This is a genomic window from Frigoribacterium sp. VKM Ac-2859 (assembly GCF_013204925.1).
Lineage (GTDB): Bacteria > Actinomycetota > Actinomycetes > Actinomycetales > Microbacteriaceae > Frigoribacterium.
The window spans coordinates 619,503-639,470 of the sequence record NZ_JABMLC010000002.1 but is presented as its reverse complement, the minus strand read 5'-3'; the positions used below and the strand labels follow the sequence as shown (position 1 = coordinate 639,470).

At 73.1% G+C, this 19,968-nt stretch carries 17 protein-coding genes; 7 read left to right on the top strand and 10 right to left on the bottom strand.

Annotation, left to right across the window (positions count from 1 at the left end):
* Positions 1-29: 29 nt before the first annotated feature.
* The gene (locus tag HQQ78_RS10865; RefSeq protein WP_173153168.1) at positions 30-953 is read left to right on the top strand and encodes a carbohydrate kinase family protein; all 924 of its coding nucleotides are present in this window, start codon (positions 30-32) and stop codon (positions 951-953) included.
* Positions 954-1,016: 63 nt separating this feature from the next.
* Here the strand turns inward: HQQ78_RS10865 and HQQ78_RS10860 are convergent, their stop codons facing one another.
* The 3 genes from HQQ78_RS10860 to HQQ78_RS10850 form a co-directional block, all read right to left on the bottom strand.
* Positions 1,017-2,024 (bottom strand): NADP-dependent oxidoreductase, encoded by a 1,008-nt coding sequence (locus HQQ78_RS10860; protein ID WP_159827622.1) that lies wholly within the window; start codon positions 2,022-2,024, stop codon positions 1,017-1,019.
* Positions 2,025-2,191: 167 nt separating this feature from the next.
* Complete coding sequence (locus tag HQQ78_RS10855) at positions 2,192-3,094, bottom strand: neutral zinc metallopeptidase (RefSeq protein ID WP_173153164.1); 903 nt, start codon at positions 3,092-3,094, stop codon at positions 2,192-2,194.
* A 27-nt stretch (positions 3,095-3,121) separates the two neighbouring features.
* Entirely contained in the window at positions 3,122-3,559 is a 438-nt protein-coding gene (locus tag HQQ78_RS10850) for a DUF5997 family protein (protein WP_123571708.1), read from the bottom strand.
* 33 nt (positions 3,560-3,592) lie between these two features.
* On the opposite strand from HQQ78_RS10850, the gene HQQ78_RS10845 reads away from it, so the two are divergent.
* The 4 genes from HQQ78_RS10845 (at position 3,593) to HQQ78_RS10830 (ending at position 5,785) form a co-directional block, all read left to right on the top strand.
* A complete protein-coding gene (locus tag HQQ78_RS10845) occupies positions 3,593-4,318 on the top strand; it encodes a LysR substrate-binding domain-containing protein (RefSeq protein WP_173153161.1) in 726 nt (241 codons plus the stop codon).
* A 59-nt stretch (positions 4,319-4,377) separates the two neighbouring features.
* Positions 4,378-5,142, top strand: a complete 765-nt coding sequence (locus HQQ78_RS10840; protein WP_159827613.1) for an SDR family oxidoreductase — start codon at positions 4,378-4,380, stop codon at positions 5,140-5,142.
* Between the two features lie 147 nt (positions 5,143-5,289).
* Positions 5,290-5,499 (top strand): DUF2945 domain-containing protein, encoded by a 210-nt coding sequence (locus tag HQQ78_RS10835; RefSeq protein WP_054146846.1) that lies wholly within the window; start codon positions 5,290-5,292, stop codon positions 5,497-5,499.
* Positions 5,500-5,548: 49 nt separating this feature from the next.
* Positions 5,549-5,785, top strand: coding sequence for a hypothetical protein (locus tag HQQ78_RS10830; RefSeq protein WP_043597179.1), 237 nt, complete (start codon positions 5,549-5,551; stop codon positions 5,783-5,785).
* Here HQQ78_RS10830 and HQQ78_RS10825 read toward each other — a convergent pair.
* The gene (locus tag HQQ78_RS10825) at positions 5,778-7,025 is read right to left on the bottom strand and encodes an MFS transporter (protein ID WP_173153158.1); all 1,248 of its coding nucleotides are present in this window, start codon (positions 7,023-7,025) and stop codon (positions 5,778-5,780) included. The genes HQQ78_RS10830 and HQQ78_RS10825 overlap by 8 nt on opposite strands.
* Positions 7,026-7,111: 86 nt before the next feature.
* On the opposite strand from HQQ78_RS10825, the gene HQQ78_RS10820 reads away from it, so the two are divergent.
* The gene (locus HQQ78_RS10820) at positions 7,112-7,804 is read left to right on the top strand and encodes a TetR/AcrR family transcriptional regulator (RefSeq protein WP_158612926.1); all 693 of its coding nucleotides are present in this window, start codon (positions 7,112-7,114) and stop codon (positions 7,802-7,804) included.
* A gap of 59 nt (positions 7,805-7,863) precedes the next feature.
* Here the strand turns inward: HQQ78_RS10820 and HQQ78_RS10815 are convergent, their stop codons facing one another.
* Both HQQ78_RS10815 and HQQ78_RS10810 read right to left on the bottom strand, forming a co-directional pair.
* The gene (locus tag HQQ78_RS10815) at positions 7,864-8,718 is read right to left on the bottom strand and encodes an ABC transporter permease (protein WP_173153155.1); all 855 of its coding nucleotides are present in this window, start codon (positions 8,716-8,718) and stop codon (positions 7,864-7,866) included.
* The gene (locus tag HQQ78_RS10810; protein ID WP_123571702.1) at positions 8,715-9,764 is read right to left on the bottom strand and encodes an ATP-binding cassette domain-containing protein; all 1,050 of its coding nucleotides are present in this window, start codon (positions 9,762-9,764) and stop codon (positions 8,715-8,717) included. Before HQQ78_RS10810 ends, HQQ78_RS10815 begins: the two co-directional genes overlap by 4 nt.
* A 204-nt stretch (positions 9,765-9,968) precedes the next feature.
* Between HQQ78_RS10810 and HQQ78_RS10805 the strand changes: the two genes are divergently transcribed.
* The gene (locus HQQ78_RS10805; RefSeq protein WP_173153152.1) at positions 9,969-13,469 is read left to right on the top strand and encodes a bifunctional proline dehydrogenase/L-glutamate gamma-semialdehyde dehydrogenase; all 3,501 of its coding nucleotides are present in this window, start codon (positions 9,969-9,971) and stop codon (positions 13,467-13,469) included.
* A 120-nt stretch (positions 13,470-13,589) separates the two neighbouring features.
* Here HQQ78_RS10805 and HQQ78_RS10800 read toward each other — a convergent pair whose 3' ends face one another.
* The 4 genes from HQQ78_RS10800 to HQQ78_RS10785 all read right to left on the bottom strand — a co-directional run bounded on the left by HQQ78_RS10800 (position 13,590) and on the right by HQQ78_RS10785 (position 19,808).
* Positions 13,590-14,798, bottom strand: coding sequence for an alcohol dehydrogenase catalytic domain-containing protein (locus tag HQQ78_RS10800; RefSeq protein ID WP_173153149.1), 1,209 nt, complete (start codon positions 14,796-14,798; stop codon positions 13,590-13,592).
* A 233-nt stretch (positions 14,799-15,031) separates the two neighbouring features.
* Positions 15,032-16,015, bottom strand: coding sequence for an NAD-dependent epimerase/dehydratase family protein (locus tag HQQ78_RS10795; RefSeq protein WP_173153146.1), 984 nt, complete (start codon positions 16,013-16,015; stop codon positions 15,032-15,034).
* On the bottom strand, positions 16,012-18,789 hold the full coding sequence (locus HQQ78_RS10790; protein WP_371740466.1) for an alpha/beta fold hydrolase: 2,778 nt from the start codon (positions 18,787-18,789) through the stop codon (positions 16,012-16,014). Before HQQ78_RS10790 ends, HQQ78_RS10795 begins: the two co-directional genes overlap by 4 nt.
* The gene (locus HQQ78_RS10785) at positions 18,786-19,808 is read right to left on the bottom strand and encodes a 3-oxoacyl-ACP synthase III (RefSeq protein WP_056043127.1); all 1,023 of its coding nucleotides are present in this window, start codon (positions 19,806-19,808) and stop codon (positions 18,786-18,788) included. Before HQQ78_RS10785 ends, HQQ78_RS10790 begins: the two co-directional genes overlap by 4 nt.
* Positions 19,809-19,968 lie beyond the last annotated feature (160 nt).

Sequence of the window (19,968 nt, the reverse complement as noted above, 5' to 3'; positions counted from 1 at the left end):
CTGCCGGCACGCTGACGAAAGGCACCCCCATGGACACCACCGACGGTCGGGTCGCCGTGCTCGGCGACGCCCTCATCGACGAGCTCCGCACCGACGAGGGCTCGACGGACCACGTCGGCGGGGCCGGCCTCAACGTCGCCGTCGGGCTGTCGCGCCTCGGCGTGCCCACGACCCTGCTCGCCTCGATCGGGGACGACGCCGACGGCGAGGCCATCCGGTCGTTCCTCGCCGAGCACGGCGTCGAGCTCGTCCCGACGATCAACCCCCTCGGCACCGGCCGGGCGGTCTCGCTGCGGGTGGCCGGCGAGCCGACCTACGTCTTCACCGACGCCGCCGTCGCCCGCGGTCTCGACTTCTCGCCCGGGCAGCGGGCCGTGCTCGACGCCGCCCCCGTGGTCGCCGTCAGTTCGTACCCGTTCGACGACGCCCCGCTGACCGATCGCTTGCTGCGGGCGGTCGGCACCGCCCCCGTGCGGCTCGTCGTCGACCCGAACCCGCGGCCGGGGTTCCTGCCCGGTGGGGCGGCCCAGATCGCCGACTTCGCCGCCGGCTTCGAGCGGGTCGCGGCCTCGGCCCTGCTCGTCAAGATCGGTGACGACGACGCCGAACTCGTCGCCGGGCGCACGCTCGACGACTGGCAGGAGGCGCTGCTCGCGGCGGGCACCGGGGGAGTGCTCGCGACCCGCGGCTCGGCCGGGGCGGGTCTGGTGCTGGCCCCGTCGGCCGGCGACACGGCGGGCACCTCGCTCACCCGCGGCATCTCGGACGCCGACGGCGAGGTCGTCGACACGATGGGTGCGGGCGACGCGACCTTCGCGTCGATCGTCGCGTCGTTGCTCGCCGAGCGGCGCGGGCCCGGTTCGGTCGACTGGGCGACCGCCCTCGGGCGGGCCATGGACGTGGCGGCGGCGACGGTCAGGGCTCCGGGAGCGCTCCTCCGGCTGCCCCGGTGACGTCGGCGGGTCCGGTGGTGCGCGCCTCCTGAGCCCGCCCGCCTCGCCCGTCGGGCGGGAGGCTCAGCCCAGCGACTCGGCGACCGCCCGGGCCTTGCCCGACAGGTACCAGTGCGAGCGGGCGCCGGTCTCGACCGGTTGCATGCCGACGACGACCTTGCCGCGCGAGTGCTGCTCGGCGAGGTCCTCGAACGCCTGGGCGATGTAGTCGAACGGGTAGAAGCCCGAGACGAGCACGCGCAGCTTGTTCTCGGCGATGAGCTTCGCGAGGGCCGAGAGGATCATCGCGGGTTCGGTGTCGTCGCGCTCGGCGCCGATGAAGCGGATCTCGCGCTCGAGGCGGTCCTCGCTCGAGCTGAAGCGCGCCGGCAGCACGCCGAGGTCGGTGCTGAGGGCGGGGTTGTCCCCGCCGAAGTTGTCGATGAACGCCGTCACGTGGCGGTCGGTGCCCGCGGCCTTGTCGATGCGCTCGCGGAGGCCTTCGCCGTAGTCGACGGGCACGACCCCGATCGAGCGGAGGTAGTCGTGGTTGCCCGGGCTGCAGGTGCCGATCACCTTGGCTCCGAGCTGCAGGGCGAGCTGGCACTCGATGTGGCCGACGCCGCCCGCCGCGGCCGTGATGACCACGACGTCGTCGGGTCCGAGGTGCAGGCTGCGGACCGTGTCGTAGGCGGTGGCCCCGGCGAGGTAGAGCCCACCGGCGACCTCCCACGGGACGTGCTGCGGCTTGGGCACCACGGCGCTGGCCGGCACGGCGATGTAGGTCGCGTGCGCGCCGCCGCCCACCGCGTGGCCGATCACCTCGGCGCCGACGGAGAAGTTGCGCACGGCGGCCCCGCGCTTCTTGACGATGCCGGCGAAGCACGACCCTTCGCGGGCCGGGAAGTCGAGGGGCAGCCGGTCGACGAAGTCCCCTTGCCGGATGAAGTTCTCGATGTGGTTGAGGCCGGCGCAGATCACCTCGACGACGACCTCGTCGTCGGCGGGCGTCGGCAGCGGCTGCTCGACGAAGTGCAGCTGCGAGACGTCTCCGTACCCGTCGAACTCGATGGCCTTGCCCGGTCGTGCCATGACGCGCCTCCACTGCTGTCGTCGCGGCGGCGCCAGTGCCGTCGCGAGGGTGAGTGAAGTGTGCGCCCTCCGGACCGCCGTCGCCCGGAGGACGCGCTTCGAGTTGCCTGGACGCACCGTGCCGCGGTGCGGCGTCGACCGTCCGGAGGCGCGGGTCGGCCTCGTCGTCAGAGCTGGTCGGTCGGCACCGAGAAGGTGTCGCAGGCCGTCGCGCCCTGGCTGCGCCCGGTCTCGAACCACCTCTGACGCTGCTCGGCCGAGCCGTGCGTCCAGGTGTCCGGGTCGACCTGTCCGCCGCTCGCGGACTGGATGCGGTCGTCGCCGACGGCGGCGGCCGCGTCGAGCGCGTCGGCGACCTGCTGGTCGGTGACGGGCTCGAGGAACGTGGTGCCGTCGGCGTCCGCGATGGTCGACGCCGAGCCGACCCACGCCCCGGCGTAGCAATCCGCCTGCACCTCGAGCCGGATGGTGTCGGAGCCCGGCCCGGTGTCGCTGCGGTCGGCGCGGTCGAAGGCCCCGGTCAGCTGCTGGACGTGGTGGCCCCACTCGTGGCCGACGACGTACATCTGGGCGAGGGGGCCGCCGCTGGCGCCGAACTGCGACCGGAGCTGCTCGAAGAAGTCGGTGTCGACGAAGAGGGCCTCGTCGGGCGGGCAGTAGAACGGACCGGTGGCGCTCGTCGCCCCACCGCAGCCGGTGTCGGTCGAGCCGCTGAAGAGGAAGAAGTCGGGGGTGCGGTAGTCGGTGACGCCGAGTGCCGGGGCCTCGGCCGCCCAGTACGCGTCGAGCGAGTCGGCCGCGCCGACCATGCGGCAGTCGACGCTGTCGTTGGCCTGCGCGCCGGTGGTGCACTCGGACGACAGGTCGCCCTCGCTGACCGGCTGGGCGCCTCCGCCGGCCGAGCCGCCGCCGAGCAGCCCCGAGACGTCGACGCCGGTGACCTGGCTGATGAGGAAGACGGCGATCACGCCGATGATGCCGATGCCGCCGCCGGCGACACCCACCGTGCGACCGCGACCGCGTCGCTTGACCTTGCTGCCGTCGAGGCGCGCGTCATCGTTGAAGGACATGTCGCCGACGGTAGCGCAGGGCGGGGGTCAGTGCCCCTCGGCGGCTTCTTTCGCCTCGCGCTCCTTGCGGAGGACCTCGCGGCCGGCGTTGCGCTCCTTGACGCGCAGTTCTTCTTCGCGCACGTCGGCGTGGATGCCGCGTTCGGTGCGCAGCCAGTCGGGCATCTCGTCGAGCAGGGCGTGGATCTCGTCGGTGGTCATGACGTCGTCGACGCCGGCACGGGCGAGGCCCGAGGTCGAGATGCCGAGCTTCTGGGCGACGACCGGCCGCGGGTGCGGACCGGTGCGGCGCAGGTCGGACAACCACTCGGGCGGGTTCGTGCTGAGCTCGGCGAAGGCCTCGCGCGTGACGGGGGCGGCCTGGAACTCGGCGGGCGTGGCCGGCAGGTACACGCCGAGCTTCTTGGCGGCCGTGAAGGGCTTGAGGGTCTGCGGCTGCTTGCCGGACGGCGCGTCGGAGGTCATCTGCCCAGGGTACCGGGCCGATACCCTCGACCCATGACGACCGAGCCGACCCGCGCCCCGTTCCGCATCGGGGTCGTGCCCGGCGTGACCCTGTCGAAGTGGTCGAGGCTCTGGGAGGAGCGCCGCCCCGAGACCCCGCTGGCCTTCGTGCCGCTCGCCGACCTCGACGCGGTGCCCGCCCTCGACGACGACCGGGGCGACGACCGGGTCGACATGGTCCTGGCCCGACTGCCGATCGAGGTCGAAGGTTTGTCCGTGATCCGCCTTTACGACGAGCGGGCCGTCGTCGTCGTGCCGAAGGACCACGCCGTCGCCACGGCCGGCGCCGAGGACGAGGTCGAGGCCGCGGCGTTCGCCGACGAGCACCGGCACGACCTCGACCCGTCCCTGTCGCTCGCCGATGCCGTGGCCGTCGTCGCGACCGGGGCCGGCGTCGCCGTCATGCCGCAGTCGCTGGCACGGCTGCACGCCCGGAAGGAGGTCACCTACCGTTACGTCGCCGATCTGCCGCCGACCACGATCGCGCTGGTCTGGCCCGAGGGCGAGCTCACCGACGACCTCGACGACTTCATCGGCGTCGTGCGGGGTCGCACGGCCCGCAGCTCCCGGTCGAGGAGGCGCGACGAGCCCGAGCAGGAGGCCCCGGCCCGCAAGGGGTCGGCTCCCGACCCGCGCGGGGCGAAGCCGAAGCGCACGCCGCCGAAGGGCCGAGGGCCCCAGCGTGGCACCGGTCGCAGCCGACCGCGCCGAGGGCGCTGACCCCCTCGCCGACGGGCCGGCCGGTCTGCCAAGCTGAGCGGGTGTCGAAGGAGACCCGCATGTCGAAGAAGATCTGTCTGCTCACCGGTGCCGGCCGCACGAACTCGATCGCGAACGGCATCGCCCACGAGCTCGCCGCCGACGGCTGGGACCTCGCGCTGACCACCTGGGACGGTTACGACGCCGCCATGCCCTGGGGGCTCGCGGCCGTCGACGTGGGCTCGCTCGTCTCCGAGCTCGAGGCCGCGGGTGCGCGCGTGGCCGTGTACCCGGCGGATCTGGCGGACCCCGCGACCCCCGCGCGCCTCCTCGGGGCGGTGAACGACGACCTGGGGCCGGTGACGGCGCTCGTGCTGTCGCACTCGCACAGCGTGGACTCGTCGATCCTCGACACGACGCTCGAGAGCTGGGACGCGCACTACGCCGTCAACGTGCGGGCGGCGTGGCTCGCGATCAAGGCGTTCGCCGAGCAGCTGCCCCCGGTCGACTTGCTCGACGAGGGTGCCCGCATCGTCGCCCTGACGAGTGACCACGTCGTGCACAACCTGCCCTACGGCTCGAGCAAGGGCGCCCTCGACCGGCTCGTCATCGCGGCCGCCCGGGAGCTCGGGCACCTCGGCGTCTCGTCGAACGCCCTGAACCCCGGGCCGATCGACACGGGCTGGATGGACGACGAGATCCGCGCGAGCGGCATCGAGCGGCAACCGACCGGCCGTCTCGGCACGCCCACCGACCTCGGTCGGGTCGTGCGCTTCCTGCTGTCGCCCGAGGGACGCTGGATCTCGGGCCAGCTGATCAAGGCCGACGGCGGCTTCTCGGTCTGACCGGTCCGGCCCGCCGCCCGACCACGGATCGCCGCGCCCTGTACCCCGCGTCGCTGGGTGACGGGTCGGCGCAGGCGGGGTACCGTCCACGCCACCACCGCGCGGCACCGGACGCCGACGGACGGATCGACACACCAAGGAGGCGCGATGTCGTTCAGCAAGGGAGATCACGTCACCTGGAACACCCCCCAGGGCGAGACCCACGGCACGGTCGTGGAGAAGCGCGTCAAGGAGTTCCAGCTCGACGGGCAGAAGTTCAAGGCCTCGGACGACGAGCCCTACTTCGTCGTCGAGAGCGACAAGAGCGGGGCGAAGGCCGCCCACAAGGGTTCGTCGTTGAGCCCGAAGAAGAAGTAGCACCAGCCGCACCCCACCCACCACCGCCCCACCCCACGAGGAGAACACCATGGCCGACCTGAACGACGTGCGCTGGAACGACGAAGCGCGCGACAAGATCCTGACCGACGCCGACAACGTGCTGCGCGACGCCGTCCGCGACGCGGCCGCAGCCCACTCGGGCGAGTCGTGGGAGGAGTCCTTCAAGGCGATCAACGACGCCGTCAAGGACCGCTTCATCGACTACGAGCCCGGCCCGGACGTCCGCAAGTACGCCGAGGCGATCGAGCGCGGCGACTTCAGCTGACCCGCGCCTCCTGGCCGGCGTCGATCCGTCGCACCCGTGAGCTCAGCGCCACGGCCACCGCGACGGCGACCACGAGGCCGGCCAGGGCGGCGAGGGTGGCCGGGGTGCCGATCACCTGGGTGAGCGGTCCGACCACCACCTCGCCGACGGGCACGCCCGCCAACGACGCCAGCGTCAGGCACGAGAAGACGCGCCCCAGGTAGGCCCCCGGCACCTGCCGTTGGACGACCACGTCCAGCGGCACCGTGAAGACCTCGAGCCCGACGCTGGCGGCGAAGAGGCCGAGGCTGATCCAGAAGAACCAGTGCAGCGGGTCGAAGACCACCGGGTCCGTCCCGTAAGCGAACGACAGCAGCACGAGCGGCAGGGCCAGCGCCGCGGCGCCGAGGCAGGCGGCCCACAACCGGAGCCGCCCGCGGAGGGCCCCGGCCCAGTACGCCCCGACGATCAGGCCGAGGGTCTGCAGGGCACCCGCGAACCCCCAGAGCAGACGTCCGAACGACTGGTCGGCCACGAGCGGGCCGACCACCTGGACCCCGCCCGCGAAGGCGAACTGGAACGTGAACGCGAGCGCCGCGGTCGAGACGAGCCAGCGCGTGCGCCAGACGAAGCCGAGTCCGCTGCCGAGGTCCTCGAGCACCGACGTCCCTCCGGAGGCGCGGGCACCGTCCCGGGGCAACCCCACGAAGACGGCCGCCGCGACCACGAAGACGACCGCGCCGACGGCCAGGGCGACGCCCGATCCGGCGGTCGCCACCACGGCCCCGCCCACCGCCGTGCCGATCACCAACCCGACGTTCATGCCGACGCGGCTGAGCACCGTCGCGTCCCGCAGCCGGTCGTCGGGGACGGTCTCGCGCAGCAGGGCGCTCGTGGCAGGGCCGAAGAAGGCGGCCGCGGCGCCGTTCACCGCGCCCACCGCCGCGAGGGTGGGCAACGTCTCGGTCTGCGTCAGCATCAGGGCGGCCGCGACGACGAGCGACGCCGCCGACAGCCACGACGAGGCGATCGCGACGGTGCGTTTCGAGAAGCGGTCCGCGAGGGCCCCGCCGACCAGGACCAGGGCGATGTTGGGCACCGACCGGGCGACGACCACGAGCCCGAGGTCGACGGCGTCGGCCCCCAGGTCGATCGCCGCGAAGACGATGGCCAGGGGCGCGAAGCCGCTGCCCACCCACGAGAACAGGCGCCCGACCCAGAGGGCCCGGAAGGCAGGCGTTCTCAGCAGCGACCACGGCACCGCTGAACTCTATGCCGACGCACCGTGTGCGGACGCCGCGTCCCGCGGCGTCGTCATCCGCGCGGGGACGACCTAGGCTGACCCCGATGGACGCCCCCGAGCCCGACACGACCCGCGCCGACGTCACCGACGTCCCGCCGGTCGCTGCGGTGCGCGAACCCGGCCGCTACCGCAAGGGCATCGCCAAGCGCGAGGCGATCCTCGACGCGGCCCTGCCGGTCTTCGGCAAGGTCGGGTTCCACGGCGCCACCCTGCGCGAGATCGCGCGGCGGTGCGGCGTCTCGCACCAGTCGCTCATGCACTACTTCCCGACCAAGGACGAACTGCTGATGGCCGTGCTCCGGCGGCGCGACGAACGACTGCGACGCCACTTCGACGACGACGGTGGCATGCGCGTCGACGAGCTCGTCGCGCTCGCCGAGTACAACGTCGACGTGCCGGTCGTCATCTCGCTGTTCATCACGGCGTCCGCCGAGGCCACCTCACCCGACCACCCGGCGCACCGCTACTACGCCGACTACTACGAGCGCATCGTCTCGTCGACGTCGGCCTACCTCGGGCTCGCCCAGGCCCGCGGCTGGTTGCGCGACGGCTACACCGCCGAGTCGGCGGCTCGCGTCGTGCTCGCGGTGCAGGACGGTCTGCAGTTGCAGTGGTTGTACGAGCGCGACGCCGTGGACGTCCCGGCCCTGATGCGCCTCGTGATCGCGAGCGTCCTCACGGTGCCGACGAGCGAACTCGACGCCGCCGTGCGCGAGGCGGCCGGGCACGCGGGCTGACCCGCGCCTCCTCGGCGGGCGGTCGACGGCCGCGGCCGGTGGCGGGCGTCCGGCGTCCGCTACTTCGCGCTGATGCGTTGGAACTTGCGGATGCACAGCGGCACGAAGACCACCAGCATCACGGTGATGCCGAGCAGGACGGTCGCGTAGGGGTGCTGCATCGTCCAGATGTCGGGCACCGGCGTGGCGCCCAGGTTGCCGAACGAGGTGCGGGCGGCCTGCACGAGCGACGACACCGGGTTCCACTCGGCGAAGACCCTCAACACGGTCGGCAGGGTGTCGCTCGGCACGAACGCGTTCGAGACGAAGGTCAACGGGAACAGGATCATGAACGACGCGTTGTTGATGGTCTCGGGCGTCTTGACGCTCATGCCGAGCAGGGCCATCACCCAGCTGAACGAGTAGCTGAACAGCAGCAGCAGGGCGACCCCGCCGACGAACGAGACAGGTGAGGCGTTGACCCTCCAGCCGACGGCGAGACCGGTGAGCATCATGATGACCATCGAGATCGTGTTGAGCGCCAGGTCGCTGTTCGTGCGACCGATCAGCACGGCCGACGGGCTCATCGGCAGGGTGCGGAACCGGTCGATGATGCCCTCCTTCAAGTCTTGGGCCATGGCGGCACCGGAGAAGGTCGAGCCGAAGACCACGGTCTGCGCGAAGATGCCCGCCATGAGGAACTGCGTGTAGTCGGTGCCCTGGACCGCGATGGCACCGCCGTAGACCTGGCTGAAGAGCAGGACGAACATGATCGGTTGCAGCACGGCGAAGATCAGCATGTCGGGCGAGCGCTTCACCTTGATCAGGTTGCGCTTGGTGACCGTCCAGCCGTCCGAGGCCCAGGTGCCGAGGCCCGTGTCGGTCGACGGGACGAGCGTCTGCGCCAGGGCGGAGGTGGTTCCGGTGGTGGTCATGCCCGTGCCTCTCTCTTCTTCGCACCGCGCCGACCGCGACCTCGACCGCCGGCCGGGTCGTCGTCGGGGGAGTCGTGGTCGTCGCCCGCGTCGTCGTCGGCCGCGCGGTGGCCGGTGAGCTGGAGGAACACGTCGTCGAGGGTGGGTCGTCGCATGCCGGCGTCGTGCAGCTCGATGCCGGCCGCCCCGAGGTCGGCGAGCGTCCGCTGCAGGGCGGTCGGGCCGTCGGTGACCGCGACCTCGAGCTGGCGGCCGTCGGCCCCGACGGCTGGCTCGGAGTCACCGTGCCGCCGGAGCACCTCGACCGCCTGGTCGGCCCGCGCCTCGTCGACGAGGGCGACGACGAGGCGGTGGCCGCCGACCTGGGCCTTGAGCTGGTCGGCCGTGCCCTCGGCGATGACGGCGCCGCCGTCGATGACGGAGATGTCGTCGGCCAGGCGATCGGCCTCCTCGAGGTACTGCGTGGTCAGCAGCACCGTCGTGCCACCGTCGACCAGCCCGGTGATGATGTCCCACAGGGCGAGGCGGCTGCGGGGATCGAGCCCCGTCGTCGGCTCGTCGAGGAAGAGCACGCGCGGGTTCGTCACGAGCGCCCCGGCGAGGTCGATCCGTCGGCGCATGCCGCCGGAGAAGCCCTTGACCGGCCGGTCGCCCGCAGCGGCGAGGTCGAAGACCTCGATCAGCTCGCGGGCGCGGTCCCGACTCACGCGGCTGCCCAGGTGGTACAGCCTCCCGATCATGTCGAGGTTCTCGAATCCGGTGAGGTTCTCGTCGACCGCGGCGTACTGCCCCGAGACGCCGATCGAGCGGCGCACGGCCTGGGCGTCGGCGACGACGTCGAGCCCGGCGATCGTGGCCGTGCCGGCGTCCGGACGTTCGAGGGTGGTGAGCATCTTGACGCCCGTGGTCTTGCCCGCGCCGTTCGGCCCGAGCAGCGCCTTGACGGTGCCCTCGGGCACGATCAGGTCGAGGCCGGTCAGTGCGTGGACCGGGCCGGACTTCGACCGGTAGGTCTTCGTGAGGCCGCGGGCCTCGATCATCGCCATGGGTGCTCCCGGTGCAGGGGGCCCGTCCATCCGCAGACGGGTCCGTCTTGGCGGGCGCTGTGCACCGCCTGAACGCGCCCAAGGTAGCGCTGTCCGGCCCTCGCCGCCAGTGCCGATCGACCCCTCGTGGAGAAGGAGGCGCTGCCACGTTACGGTCTCGTGTCAAACCTTGCCAGGTGGCAAGTTCCGCCCTACATTCATCCCATGACCACCATCGACGAGACGGCGGGGCCGTCCACCGCTGAACAGCTCCTGCCCGTCGGCATCGGCGACGACGCCGTCGCCCTCGCCCGCCGCTGGGCGCACGAGGCGTCCGGCGCCCCGAGCACCGGTTCGGCCCACCTGCTCGCCCAGGTCCTCAAGGACGAGTCGGGTCTCGCGTTCACGATCGGTTTCGTCGACCGGGTCGTCCGGCCCGAGGACCTCGGCGTCGCGGCCCGCAACCTGTCGACCCTGGCGAAGCAGGCACCGGCCTTCCTGCCGTGGCACATGCGTTCCGCCGTGCGTCTCGGCGGCGTCATGGCACCCGTGCTCCCCGGCGTGGTCGTGCCGATCGCCCGTCGCGTCCTGCGCGGCATGGTCGGTCACCTCATCGCCGACGCCCGCCCCGCCAAGCTCGGTGCGGCCATCGCGAACATCAAGAAGGACAGGACGCGGCTCAACCTCAACCTGCTCGGCGAGGCCGTCCTCGGTGACGCCGAGGCCGAGCACCGCCTCGCCGGCACCCGGGCGCTCCTCGCCCGCGACGACGTCGACTACGTGTCGATCAAGGTCTCGTCCATCGTCAGCCAGCTCTCGATGTGGGCCTTCGACGAGACCGTCGAGCGCGTCGTCGAGAAGCTCACCCCGTTGTACGAACTCGCCGCCCGGTCGCCGAAGCCGAAGTTCATCAACCTCGACATGGAGGAGTACCGCGACCTCGACCTGACGATCGCGGTCTTCACGCGCCTCCTCGACCAGCCGCAGCTGAAGGGCCTCGAGGCCGGCATCGTCCTGCAGACCTACCTGCCCGACGCCCTCGGCGCCCTGCAGCACCTCACCACCTGGGCGACCGAGCGGGTCGACGCCGGCGGGGCCGCGATCAAGGTGCGCATCGTCAAGGGCGCGAACCTCGCGATGGAGACCGTGGACGCCACGGTGCACGAATGGCCGCTCGCCACCTACGGCACCAAGCAGGACAGCGACACCAACTACAAGCGCGTCCTCACCTGGGCCTTCACCCCCGGACGCACCCGTGCCGTCCGCGTCGGCGTCGCCGGCCACAACCTCTTCGACATCGCCTTCGCCCACCTGCTCGCCGAGGCCCGTGGCGTGAGCGACCGGGTCGAGTTCGAGATGCTGCTGGGCATGGCCGAGGGGCAGGCCGAGCTGGTCAAGGCCGACGTCGGCGGGCTGTTGCTCTACACGCCCGTCGTGCACCCCCGCGAGTTCGACGTCGCCATCAGCTACCTGATCCGCCGCCTCGAGGAGAACGCGTCGAGCGAGAACTTCATGTCCGCCGTGTTCGAACTCGCCTCGAACGAGGCCATGTTCGAGCGCGAGAAGGGCCGGTTCCTCGCCTCCCTCGCCGAGGTCGACGGAGACACCCCGGCACCGCACCGCGTGCAGAGCCGCCTCGACGCGGCCCAGGCGTTGCAGCCCCGCGCGGCCGGCAGCGGCTTCGACAACGAGCCCGACACCGACCCCGCCCTGGCCGACAACCGCGCCTGGGGTCGTGAGATCGCCGCCCGCTCGGCCGACTCGCGCCTCGGCGTCGAGCTGATCGAGTCCGCCCGGGTGACCGACGAGGCCACGCTCGACGCGATCGTCGCCGAGGCCGTCGCCGCCTCCGCCGCCTGGTCTGCCCGCGGAGGCGCGGGTCGTGCCGCGATCCTGCGCGAGGCCGCGGCCACGCTGTCGGCCCGCCGCGCCGACCTGATGGAGGTCGCCGCGAGCGAGACCGGCAAGACGGTGGCCGAGGGCGACGTCGAGGTCAGCGAGGCCATCGACTTCGCCAACTGGTACGCCCACCTCGCCGAAGAACTCGACCGGGTCGACGGTGCGACGTTCGTCCCCGAGCGACTCACCCTCGTCACGCCGCCCTGGAACTTCCCCCTGGCGATCCCGGCCGGCTCGACCCTCGCCGCGCTCGCCGCGGGCAGCAGCGTCGTCGTCAAGCCGGCGGGCCAGGCCAAGCGCAGCGGGGCCGTCATGGTCCAGGCGCTCTGGGACGCCGGCGTGCCCCGCGAGGTGCTCAAGCTGGTCGACGTCGACGAGGGCGACCTCGGTCGTCACCTGGTGTCGCACCCGTCGGTCGACCGCGTCATCCTCACCGGCGCCTTCGAGACGGCCGCGCTGTTCACCAGCTGGCGCAACGACCTACCCCTGCTCGCCGAGACGAGCGGCAAGAACGCCATCATCGTCACCCCCAGTGCCGACCTCGACCTGGCCGCGTCCGACGTCATCAAGTCGGCCTTCGGCCACGCGGGTCAGAAGTGCTCGGCGGCGAGCCTGGTGATCCTGGTCGGCTCGGTCGCCACCTCCGAGCGCTTCCGCCGTCAGCTCGTCGACGCGGCGTCGACCATGCGCGTCGGACGGCCCTCCGACCCCACCACGCAGATGGGCCCCATCGTCGAGCCGGCCCACGGCAAGCTCGAACGTGCGCTCACCACGCTCGGTGCGGGCGAGACCTGGCTCGTCGAGCCGAAGCGACTCGACGACACCGGGCGCCTCTGGTCGCCCGGCGTGCGCGCCGGCGTCGCCGCGGGCAGCGAGTTCCACCTCACCGAGTACTTCGGTCCGGTGCTCGGCGTCATGACCGCGAAGACGCTCGACGAGGCGATCGAGCTGCAGAACGCGACGGACTACGGCCTGACCGCGGGTCTGCACACCCTCGACCCCGCCGAGCTGTCGACCTGGCTCGACCGCGTCGAGGCGGGCAACCTCTACGTGAACCGCGGCATCACCGGGGCGATCGTGCGTCGCCAGCCGTTCGGCGGCTGGAAGAAGTCGTCGGTCGGTGCCGGCGCCAAGGCGGGCGGGCCGAACTACCTCGTGCACCTGGGGTCCTGGCAGCCGACGACGCTGACCGAACCGCAGGAGGCGCGCCCGGGTCGCGAGGCCCTGGCCGCCCTCGAGGCCGCGTCGCCCCTGCTCGGGGCGTCGGGTGCGTCGGCCTCCGACGACCTGCGGGCCGCCGCCGCCAGCGACGAGCACTTCTGGGCCACCGAGTTCGGCGTCGCCCGCGACGTGAGCGACCTCGGCCTCGAGCGCGACCTGCTGCGCTACCGTCCCCTGCCCGTCACGATCCGCGCCGCCGACGGCGCGGCCCCGGCCGACGTGGTCCGCGTGCTGCTCGCCGGACGGCGCTCGGGTGCGCCGCTCACGGTGTCGTCGTCGGTCGAGCTGCCCGGCGCCCTCGTCCGTGCGCTCGGCCTCGCGGCCTCCGACGTCGTGCACGAGGACGACGCCACGTGGCACGACCGGGTGCGTGCGGGGCGCCTGTCGACCGAGCGCGTGCGGTTGGTGACCGGTGCCGGTGACGCGACCCGCGCCTCCTCGGCCCTGGCGGACGCCCTGGGCGGCGACCCGGCGGTGGCCGTGTTCGCGGCCCCGGTCACGCCGACCGGCCGCCTCGAACTGCTGCCGTTCCTGCGTGAGCAGGCCGTCGCCATCACGGCCCACCGCTTCGGCAACCCCGACGACTGGAGCGCCTCGGTCATCTGACCCGCTGGCGCACGCAGACGCCTGAACCCGCCGGACCCTTCGGGAACCGGCGGGTTCGTGTCGTCCACGGCGGTCCGGCGACGGCCCGCCGGGAGCGACGGGAACCGCCGGCCCGAGGCCCTAGCCGGGGACGACCTCGACCTTGGTCCAGCCGGGCTCCCGGCGGTCGAACGCCTCGTAGGCCTCGATGGCCGAGCCGATGCCCTCGTGCTCGGTGATGAACGCCGTGGGGTCGAACTGACCCGAAGCGACCAGGTCGATCAGCGGCGGGGTCACCGAGTGGTGGTCGCAGTTGCCCATGCGGATGGTGAGGTTCTTCAGCATCGCCTCGCCGAAGGGGAACGACGTCACGGTCGGCGAGTAGACGCCGATGACTCCGATGCGGCCGTACTTCGCCACGACCTCGACGGCCCAGCGCAGGGCCTGGGTCGGCGCGTTGCCGGGCACCCACTGGTCGCCCTGCGGGTTCGCGTCGGGGGCGACCTGCTCGACCTCGGCGGCGAACTTGGCGGCCGTGTCGGCGTCGGGGGCGGCGGGACCGTGGCTCGCGTGCTGTGCGTCCACGCCGACCGCGTCGATGACGGCGTCCACACCGGCGCCACCGGTGAGGCGCTTGATGGTCTCGACCGGGTCCTCCTCGTCGAAGTTCACGATCTCGGCGTTCTGGGCGAGCGCCTGCGCCAGGCGGGTCTCCTCACGGTCGACCACGATCACGCGGCTCGCGCCCTGCTTGAAGGCCGAGGCGATCGCGAACTGGCCCACGACGCCGGCACCGAAGACGGCGACCACGTCGCCGCGGGTGACCCCGGCGAGTTCGGCGCCGAACCAGCCGGTGGGGAAGATGTCGCTCAACAGGATGGCCTGCTCGTCGCTGACCGTGTCGGGCAGGCGATGCATGGTGTTCTGCGCGAACGGGACGCGCACCTGCTCGGCCTGCAGGCCGTTCACCGGGCCGGTCGAGGCCGGTCCGCCGAAGAAGCAGGTGCCGGCGTCGGGGCCGTTGGGGTTCGCCACGTCGCATTGAGCGGTCTGGCCCTGGCGGCAGTAACGGCAGGTGCCACACGACACCGTCGAGTTGATGACGACCCGGTCACCGGCACTGAAGCCGCGCACGTCGTCGCCGACCGCGGTGACGACGCCCACCGCCTCGTGGCCGAGGATCGTGCCCTCGGCCATGGGCGCCATCGTGCCGCGCACGAAGTGCAGGTCGGTGCCGCAGATGGCACTCCGGGTGATGCGGACGACCGCGTCGGTCGGGTCGACGACCGTGGGGTCGGCGACCTCGTCGAGTCGGATGTCGCCGATGCCGTGCCAGACGACTGCCTTCATGGGATGGTCCTTCCGTTGAGCCCTGGGCACCGGAGCTGCCCGGTACCCGTGCGACGGTAGGCGGCACGGCGCCGGAGCGACGTGTGCCCTCACACAGAGAACGGGGGACGCCGCCTCGCCCTGGTTCCCTCCGCCCGGGGGAGTCGGTGGACTCCCGTCACCCCTGGCCGGTCATCGCGGCCCGCCGGGCACGACGGGAACCCGCCGACCCGAGTGTGGCCGGGCGGCGGGCCTCAGACGGCGGGCTGCCCGGCGGCGTACCAGGCGGCGAGACGACTCAGGCCCTCGTCGACGCTCACGGCCGGTGTCCACCGCAGGTCGCGCTGGGTGCGCCGCTGGTCGAACCAGTGCGCCGTGGACAGCTGCTCGGCGAGGAACCTCGTCATGGGTGGTTCGTCGGTGCCCGGCCGCACGGCCCAGACGCGCTCGACCAACGACCCCGCGGCGCGGGCGATCCCGGCCGGCACCCGCAGGCGAGGCGCGGGCACACCGGCGGCCGCGCAGATCCCGGCCATCAGGTCGGCGACGGTGCGGGGCTCGTCGTTGCTGATCACGTACGACTCGCCGCTGACCTCGTCGACGCGTGCGAGCGCGGCGGCGATGCCGGACGCGGCGTTGTCCACGTAGGTGGAGTCGATCAGGGCGGCGCCGTGGTCGAGCAGCGGCAGGCGGCTGGAGCGCGCACGGTCGACGATCCGCTCGACGAGCTGCGTGTCGCCCGGTCCCCAGACGAGGTGGGGGCGGACGGCCACCACGCGCAGGTCGGCGTCGGCGGCCCCGAGGGCGACCCGCTCGGCCGCGGCCTTGGTGCGGGCGTAGTCGCCTCGAGCGCGTCCGGGCGAGGCGGGCAGGGCGTCGTCACCGACGATGGACGACCCGGCGTGCGCCACGGACGGCGACGAGACGAAGACCAGCCGGGGCACCGAGGAGGCGCGCATCGCCTCGACCAGGGAGCGCGTGCCCCCGACGTTGACGGCCTCGAACTCGGCCGGTTCACCGGTGAGCGACACCTTGGCGGCGAGGTGGACGACGGCGTCCTGGTCGCGGACGGCGGCGGCGACGGCCCGCGGGTTCGTCATCGACCCGAGCACGTCGCGGGCACCGGGCACGCCGGAGGGCCGACGCTGGAAGGTCGTGACCTCGTGTCCGGCGTCGGTGACGGCGCGGGCGACGGCACCGCCGAGCAGGCCGCTCGCGCCGGTGACCAGCACCCTCACGGGCGACGCATCCGGCCGCCGGACAGCACGGACGTCGCCCACGCGGCCAGGCCCGTGCGGTCGATCTTGCTGTTGTGCCGCACGTCGGTCGGCAGCTGCGGCACGACGAGCACCGCGGCCACGGGTCGACCCGACGCCGACCGGACGGCCGAGCGGACCGAGGCCGCCAGGGCCGCGGACGCCAGCCCCGGGCGACGAGCCGGGGGGACGGTCTCGGCCACGACGACGACCTGCTGCGTGCCGGCCGGACCGACGCCGACGACGGCGGCGCGCGCGATGGCGGCTCGCGCCTCCACGGCCTGTTCGGACGCCACCGGCGTCAGCACGCCCGTCGACGTCGTGATCACGTGGGGCAGGCGGCCCTCGACCCAGACTCGGCCCTGGGCGTCGAGGTGCCCGACGTCGCCGGTGCGGTGCCAGCGGGTCTCGGCGGTCGAGCCCAGGCGGCTGAGGCGGTGCGTCAGCCAGAGGCGGTCGTAGTGGTCCTCGACGTGGGGCGCCGAGACGACGATCTCGCCCGTGACGCCGGGGGCGTCGGTGAACGCCGAGGAGGCGCGGCCCCCGTCGTCGAGCGGAGCGATCCGCACGGTCGTGGTCGCGCCGGGCAGCCCGACGCAGACCCCGCCGGCGTCGGGCGCGCCCGCGGCGACGGCTGCCCCACGGTCGGCGGCCGCGGAGCGCACGCCCTCGAGCGTGACGTCGGTCATCAGCAGGCCCTCGGTCATGCCGTAGGGCGTGTGGGGCGTCGCGTTCGGCATGAGGTCGCCGGCCGCCGCCAGCAGCGCCTCGGAGACGGGCGCGCCCGCCGACAGGAAGGTGTCGACGCCGGCCAGCGCGCGGTGGTCCGCGTCGTCGAGGTCGTCCGACGTCGCGACGACGTTGGTGAGCGCGGCGGGGGAGAGGAACACCACGGTGGCGTCCACCGCCGCCGTGGCGGCCGCGACGGCCCGGGCGGTGAGGGTGCGCGGCTTCGTGACGTCCATGTCGGGGGTGACGCTCGTCGCCCCGAGGGCGGGGCCCAGCAGGGCGAACGGGGCGAAGCCGGCCACCAGGCCCGTGCCCGGACCGACGTCGTACTGCTCGGCCAGGGCGTCGCGCAGGGCCGTCAGCTGGCCGTGCCGATAGACGACGCCCTTCGCGGGGCCGGTCGAGCCCGAGGTGAACAGGATGGCGGCCTCGGCGTCGGCCGTGGGGGCGTCGGGCAGCTCGGCGAGGGCACCGTGGGCGCGGCGGCCGAGGGCGGCGATCTCGGGCAGCGAGGCCTCGACGCCGAGTGCCCGGGCGGCGACCGGCGACAGCGTCGTCGTCGAGATCTTGCGGCCCGGCCAACCGAGGGCGGTGGCCGCCGTGAGCCCCGGGAGCTGCCCGATCACGTGGTCGGGCCACGCGCCGCGGACGGCGCGGGTCAGGCCGCGCACGCCGAGACCGGCGTCGGCCACGACCACGACGGCACCGAGGCGGACGCAAGCATAGAGCAACGCGGTCAGGTCGGCACCGGGCTGGACGAGCAGCGAGACGCGGTCGCCGGGGCGCACGCCGTGCTTCCGCAGACCGAGCGCGATCTCGTGGACGCGACGGGCGAGCAGGCTCCAGCTGATCGAACGCGGGCCGTCGGCACCCGCGGGTGCCATCTCGACGAGCGCGGTGGCCGGGCTGTCGGCCAGGGAGTCCAGGTACGACCAGAGGGGGCGGTCCTGCGGGGAGGCGACCCGCGCCTCCTCTGTTCCGACCGGGGCGGCGACTCGGGCCTCGGTGGCGGCCCGGGCCGGGGCGTCGACGGCGGCCGTCCCGCCGGGTAGCCGGTCGCCCAGCCAGGTGAGCACGGCTCCGGCGTAGTCGACGTCCTCGGCGACGAGGTGGCCCGCACCCTCGAAACGGTGCACGTCGGCGTGCGGCAGGCGGCCGACCAGGTCGTCGAGGTACCGGTCGGAGAAGATCGGATCGCGCGGGCCCCAGAGCATCAGGGCCGGGACGGTGAGTTCGCGCAGGCCCTCGGCGATGCGGTCGAGCTCGGGGCTGCTGACGTGCCCGTCGTCGACCGGGATGTCGGCCACGAAGCCACCGATGCCGCCGCGGCGGTCGGCCTGGCGGTACGGGGCACGGAAGCCGGCCTTGACCTCGGGCGAGAGCGGCGGGTGGGCGAGGCCGAGGGTCACGTCGAGGAACCCGGTGGTGCCGACGGTCGCCCGGCCCAGCACGCCGCGGGCGAGGGTCAGGCGCAGGGGAGCGGGGATCTTCTCGCCCTCGGGCTGGTGGATCGCGGTGTTGAGCAGCATGAGCCCGGCCAGCTGGTCGGGGTGGTCGACCGCCCAGCCCATCGAGACGACGCCGCCCCAGTCGTGGCCGAGGGTGACGACGGGCCCGGTGACCTCGAGGGCGTCGGTGAGGTCGCCCAGGTCGGCGACGCGGCGGGCCAGCGTCTGCGGCGAGCCCGTGCGCTCGGAGAAGCCCATGTCGAGCTGGTCGACCGCGACGACGCGCCACGCGGGCCCCCCGGCGACGGCCGTCTCGACCGTGCGGGCGACGAGGCGGCGCCAGAGGTACGACCAGGTCGGGTTGCCGTGCACGCAGAGGATGGTGCCGACCGGTTCGGCGCCGACCTCGGCCAGGGCCTCGGCGTTGTCGAGGACGTGCCAGGTGCGGGAGGCGCGGTGTGCGCCGAGCCCGTACGGCACGTCGACGAGACGCGACCACGACGGGTCGAGCCCGTCGAGACCCGCGGGGGGACGTGACGCCGGCGCCGTGGCGGAGGCGGACCACGGGAGCCGACTCACCAGGCGAGCTCCATCATCGCGGTGTTGATGCCCGAGCCGACGCCCATCAACAGGACGCGGTCGCCCTTGCTGAGGGTCTTGCTCTCTTCGACCAGCGTGATCGGGATCGACGCCGGGCCCACGTTGCCGAGGGTCGGGTAGGTGAGCGGGACGAGCTTCTTGTCGATGCCGGCGGCCTTGACGAAGGCACCCGTGTGCACGTCGCTGACCTGGTGCATGATGTAGCGGTCCATGCGCTGCCAGTTCCAGTCGCGCTTGGCCTCTTTCCAGGCCGAGACGACGAGTTCCATGCCGCGCTTGAGCAGGGCCTTGGCGTCGGTGAACATGCCGTCGACGCTGCCGACGCAGAGGTCGTAGTTCTCGGTGGCGGCGCGGGTGACGCCGCCGACGATGCGGTGGCCCTCGGGGTGGAGGTCGGCGCGGCCGATGACGGCGGCGGCGGCCCCGGAGCCCAGGGTGAGGCTGGCGAACTCGCTCATGAAGTCGTCGCGGCCGTAGCCCTTGGTGAGGAGGCGGTCGATCGTGTTGACCTGGACGTCGTCGGCGTCCTCGCCGTCGATGATGACGGCGTAGTCGATCTGACCCGCGTCGATCAGCTGGGCGGCGAGGGTCATGCCGTTGACGAAGCCGAGGCAGGCGTTGGCGATGTCGAAGTTCGTGGCCGACGAGGGCAGGCCGAGGCCGTGGTGCAGGCGCACGGCGACCGAGGGCTCGAGGTGGGGGCGCGTGACCGACGTGTTGATCAGCAGGCCGACCTGGTCGGGGCGGATGCCGGCCTCGGCCAACGCACGCTTGCCGGCGTCGATGGCCGCCGCGTCGAAGCTCTGCTCGGTGCTCCAGTTGCGGCGCTCGTACACGCCGGCGACGCGCTGCAGCAGGCCCGTGGGCAGCTTGAGGCGCTTGAGTACGGGGCCGAGCTTCTCGTCGATGCTCTCGGAGGTGGTGACCCGGTCGGCCATGGTGCTGGTGACCGACAGCAACGCGACGTTGCTGTGCCGGGTCGTAGCGTTTCCGTTCAACGGAACTCCCTGTCGAGTTGTGGCGGGGTGGGGCTGCACGCGCGCGCGGGGTCGCGAGCGGAGCCGAACGTCGTGGGCACCGGTTCGGTGCACCAGTCAGTTTACGGCGGCGCACGCTGGGTGGTTGCCAGGTTGACGGGGCACGTCCATGCCCTGAACG

Excerpts from the sequence above, each read along its gene's own strand:
- HQQ78_RS10810 (WP_123571702.1), bottom strand. The coding sequence starts at position 9,764 with ATGGCGATGATCGAGGCCCGCGGCCTCACGAAGACCTACCGGTCGAAG.
- HQQ78_RS10855 (WP_173153164.1), bottom strand. The coding sequence starts at position 3,094 with ATGTCCTTCAACGATGACGCGCGCCTCGACGGCAGCAAGGTCAAGCGA.
- HQQ78_RS10805 (WP_173153152.1), top strand. The coding sequence starts at position 9,969 with ATGACCACCATCGACGAGACGGCGGGGCCGTCCACCGCTGAACAGCTC.
- HQQ78_RS10815 (WP_173153155.1), bottom strand. The coding sequence starts at position 8,718 with ATGACCACCACCGGAACCACCTCCGCCCTGGCGCAGACGCTCGTCCCG.
- HQQ78_RS10850 (WP_123571708.1), bottom strand. The coding sequence starts at position 3,559 with ATGACCTCCGACGCGCCGTCCGGCAAGCAGCCGCAGACCCTCAAGCCC.
- HQQ78_RS10860 (WP_159827622.1), bottom strand. The coding sequence starts at position 2,024 with ATGGCACGACCGGGCAAGGCCATCGAGTTCGACGGGTACGGAGACGTC.
- HQQ78_RS10820 (WP_158612926.1), top strand. The coding sequence starts at position 7,112 with ATGGACGCCCCCGAGCCCGACACGACCCGCGCCGACGTCACCGACGTC.
- HQQ78_RS10865 (WP_173153168.1), top strand. The coding sequence starts at position 30 with ATGGACACCACCGACGGTCGGGTCGCCGTGCTCGGCGACGCCCTCATC.
- HQQ78_RS10800 (WP_173153149.1), bottom strand. The coding sequence starts at position 14,798 with ATGAAGGCAGTCGTCTGGCACGGCATCGGCGACATCCGACTCGACGAG.
- HQQ78_RS10830 (WP_043597179.1), top strand. The coding sequence starts at position 5,549 with ATGGCCGACCTGAACGACGTGCGCTGGAACGACGAAGCGCGCGACAAG.
- HQQ78_RS10840 (WP_159827613.1), top strand. The coding sequence starts at position 4,378 with ATGTCGAAGAAGATCTGTCTGCTCACCGGTGCCGGCCGCACGAACTCG.
- HQQ78_RS10835 (WP_054146846.1), top strand. The coding sequence starts at position 5,290 with ATGTCGTTCAGCAAGGGAGATCACGTCACCTGGAACACCCCCCAGGGC.
- HQQ78_RS10845 (WP_173153161.1), top strand. The coding sequence starts at position 3,593 with ATGACGACCGAGCCGACCCGCGCCCCGTTCCGCATCGGGGTCGTGCCC.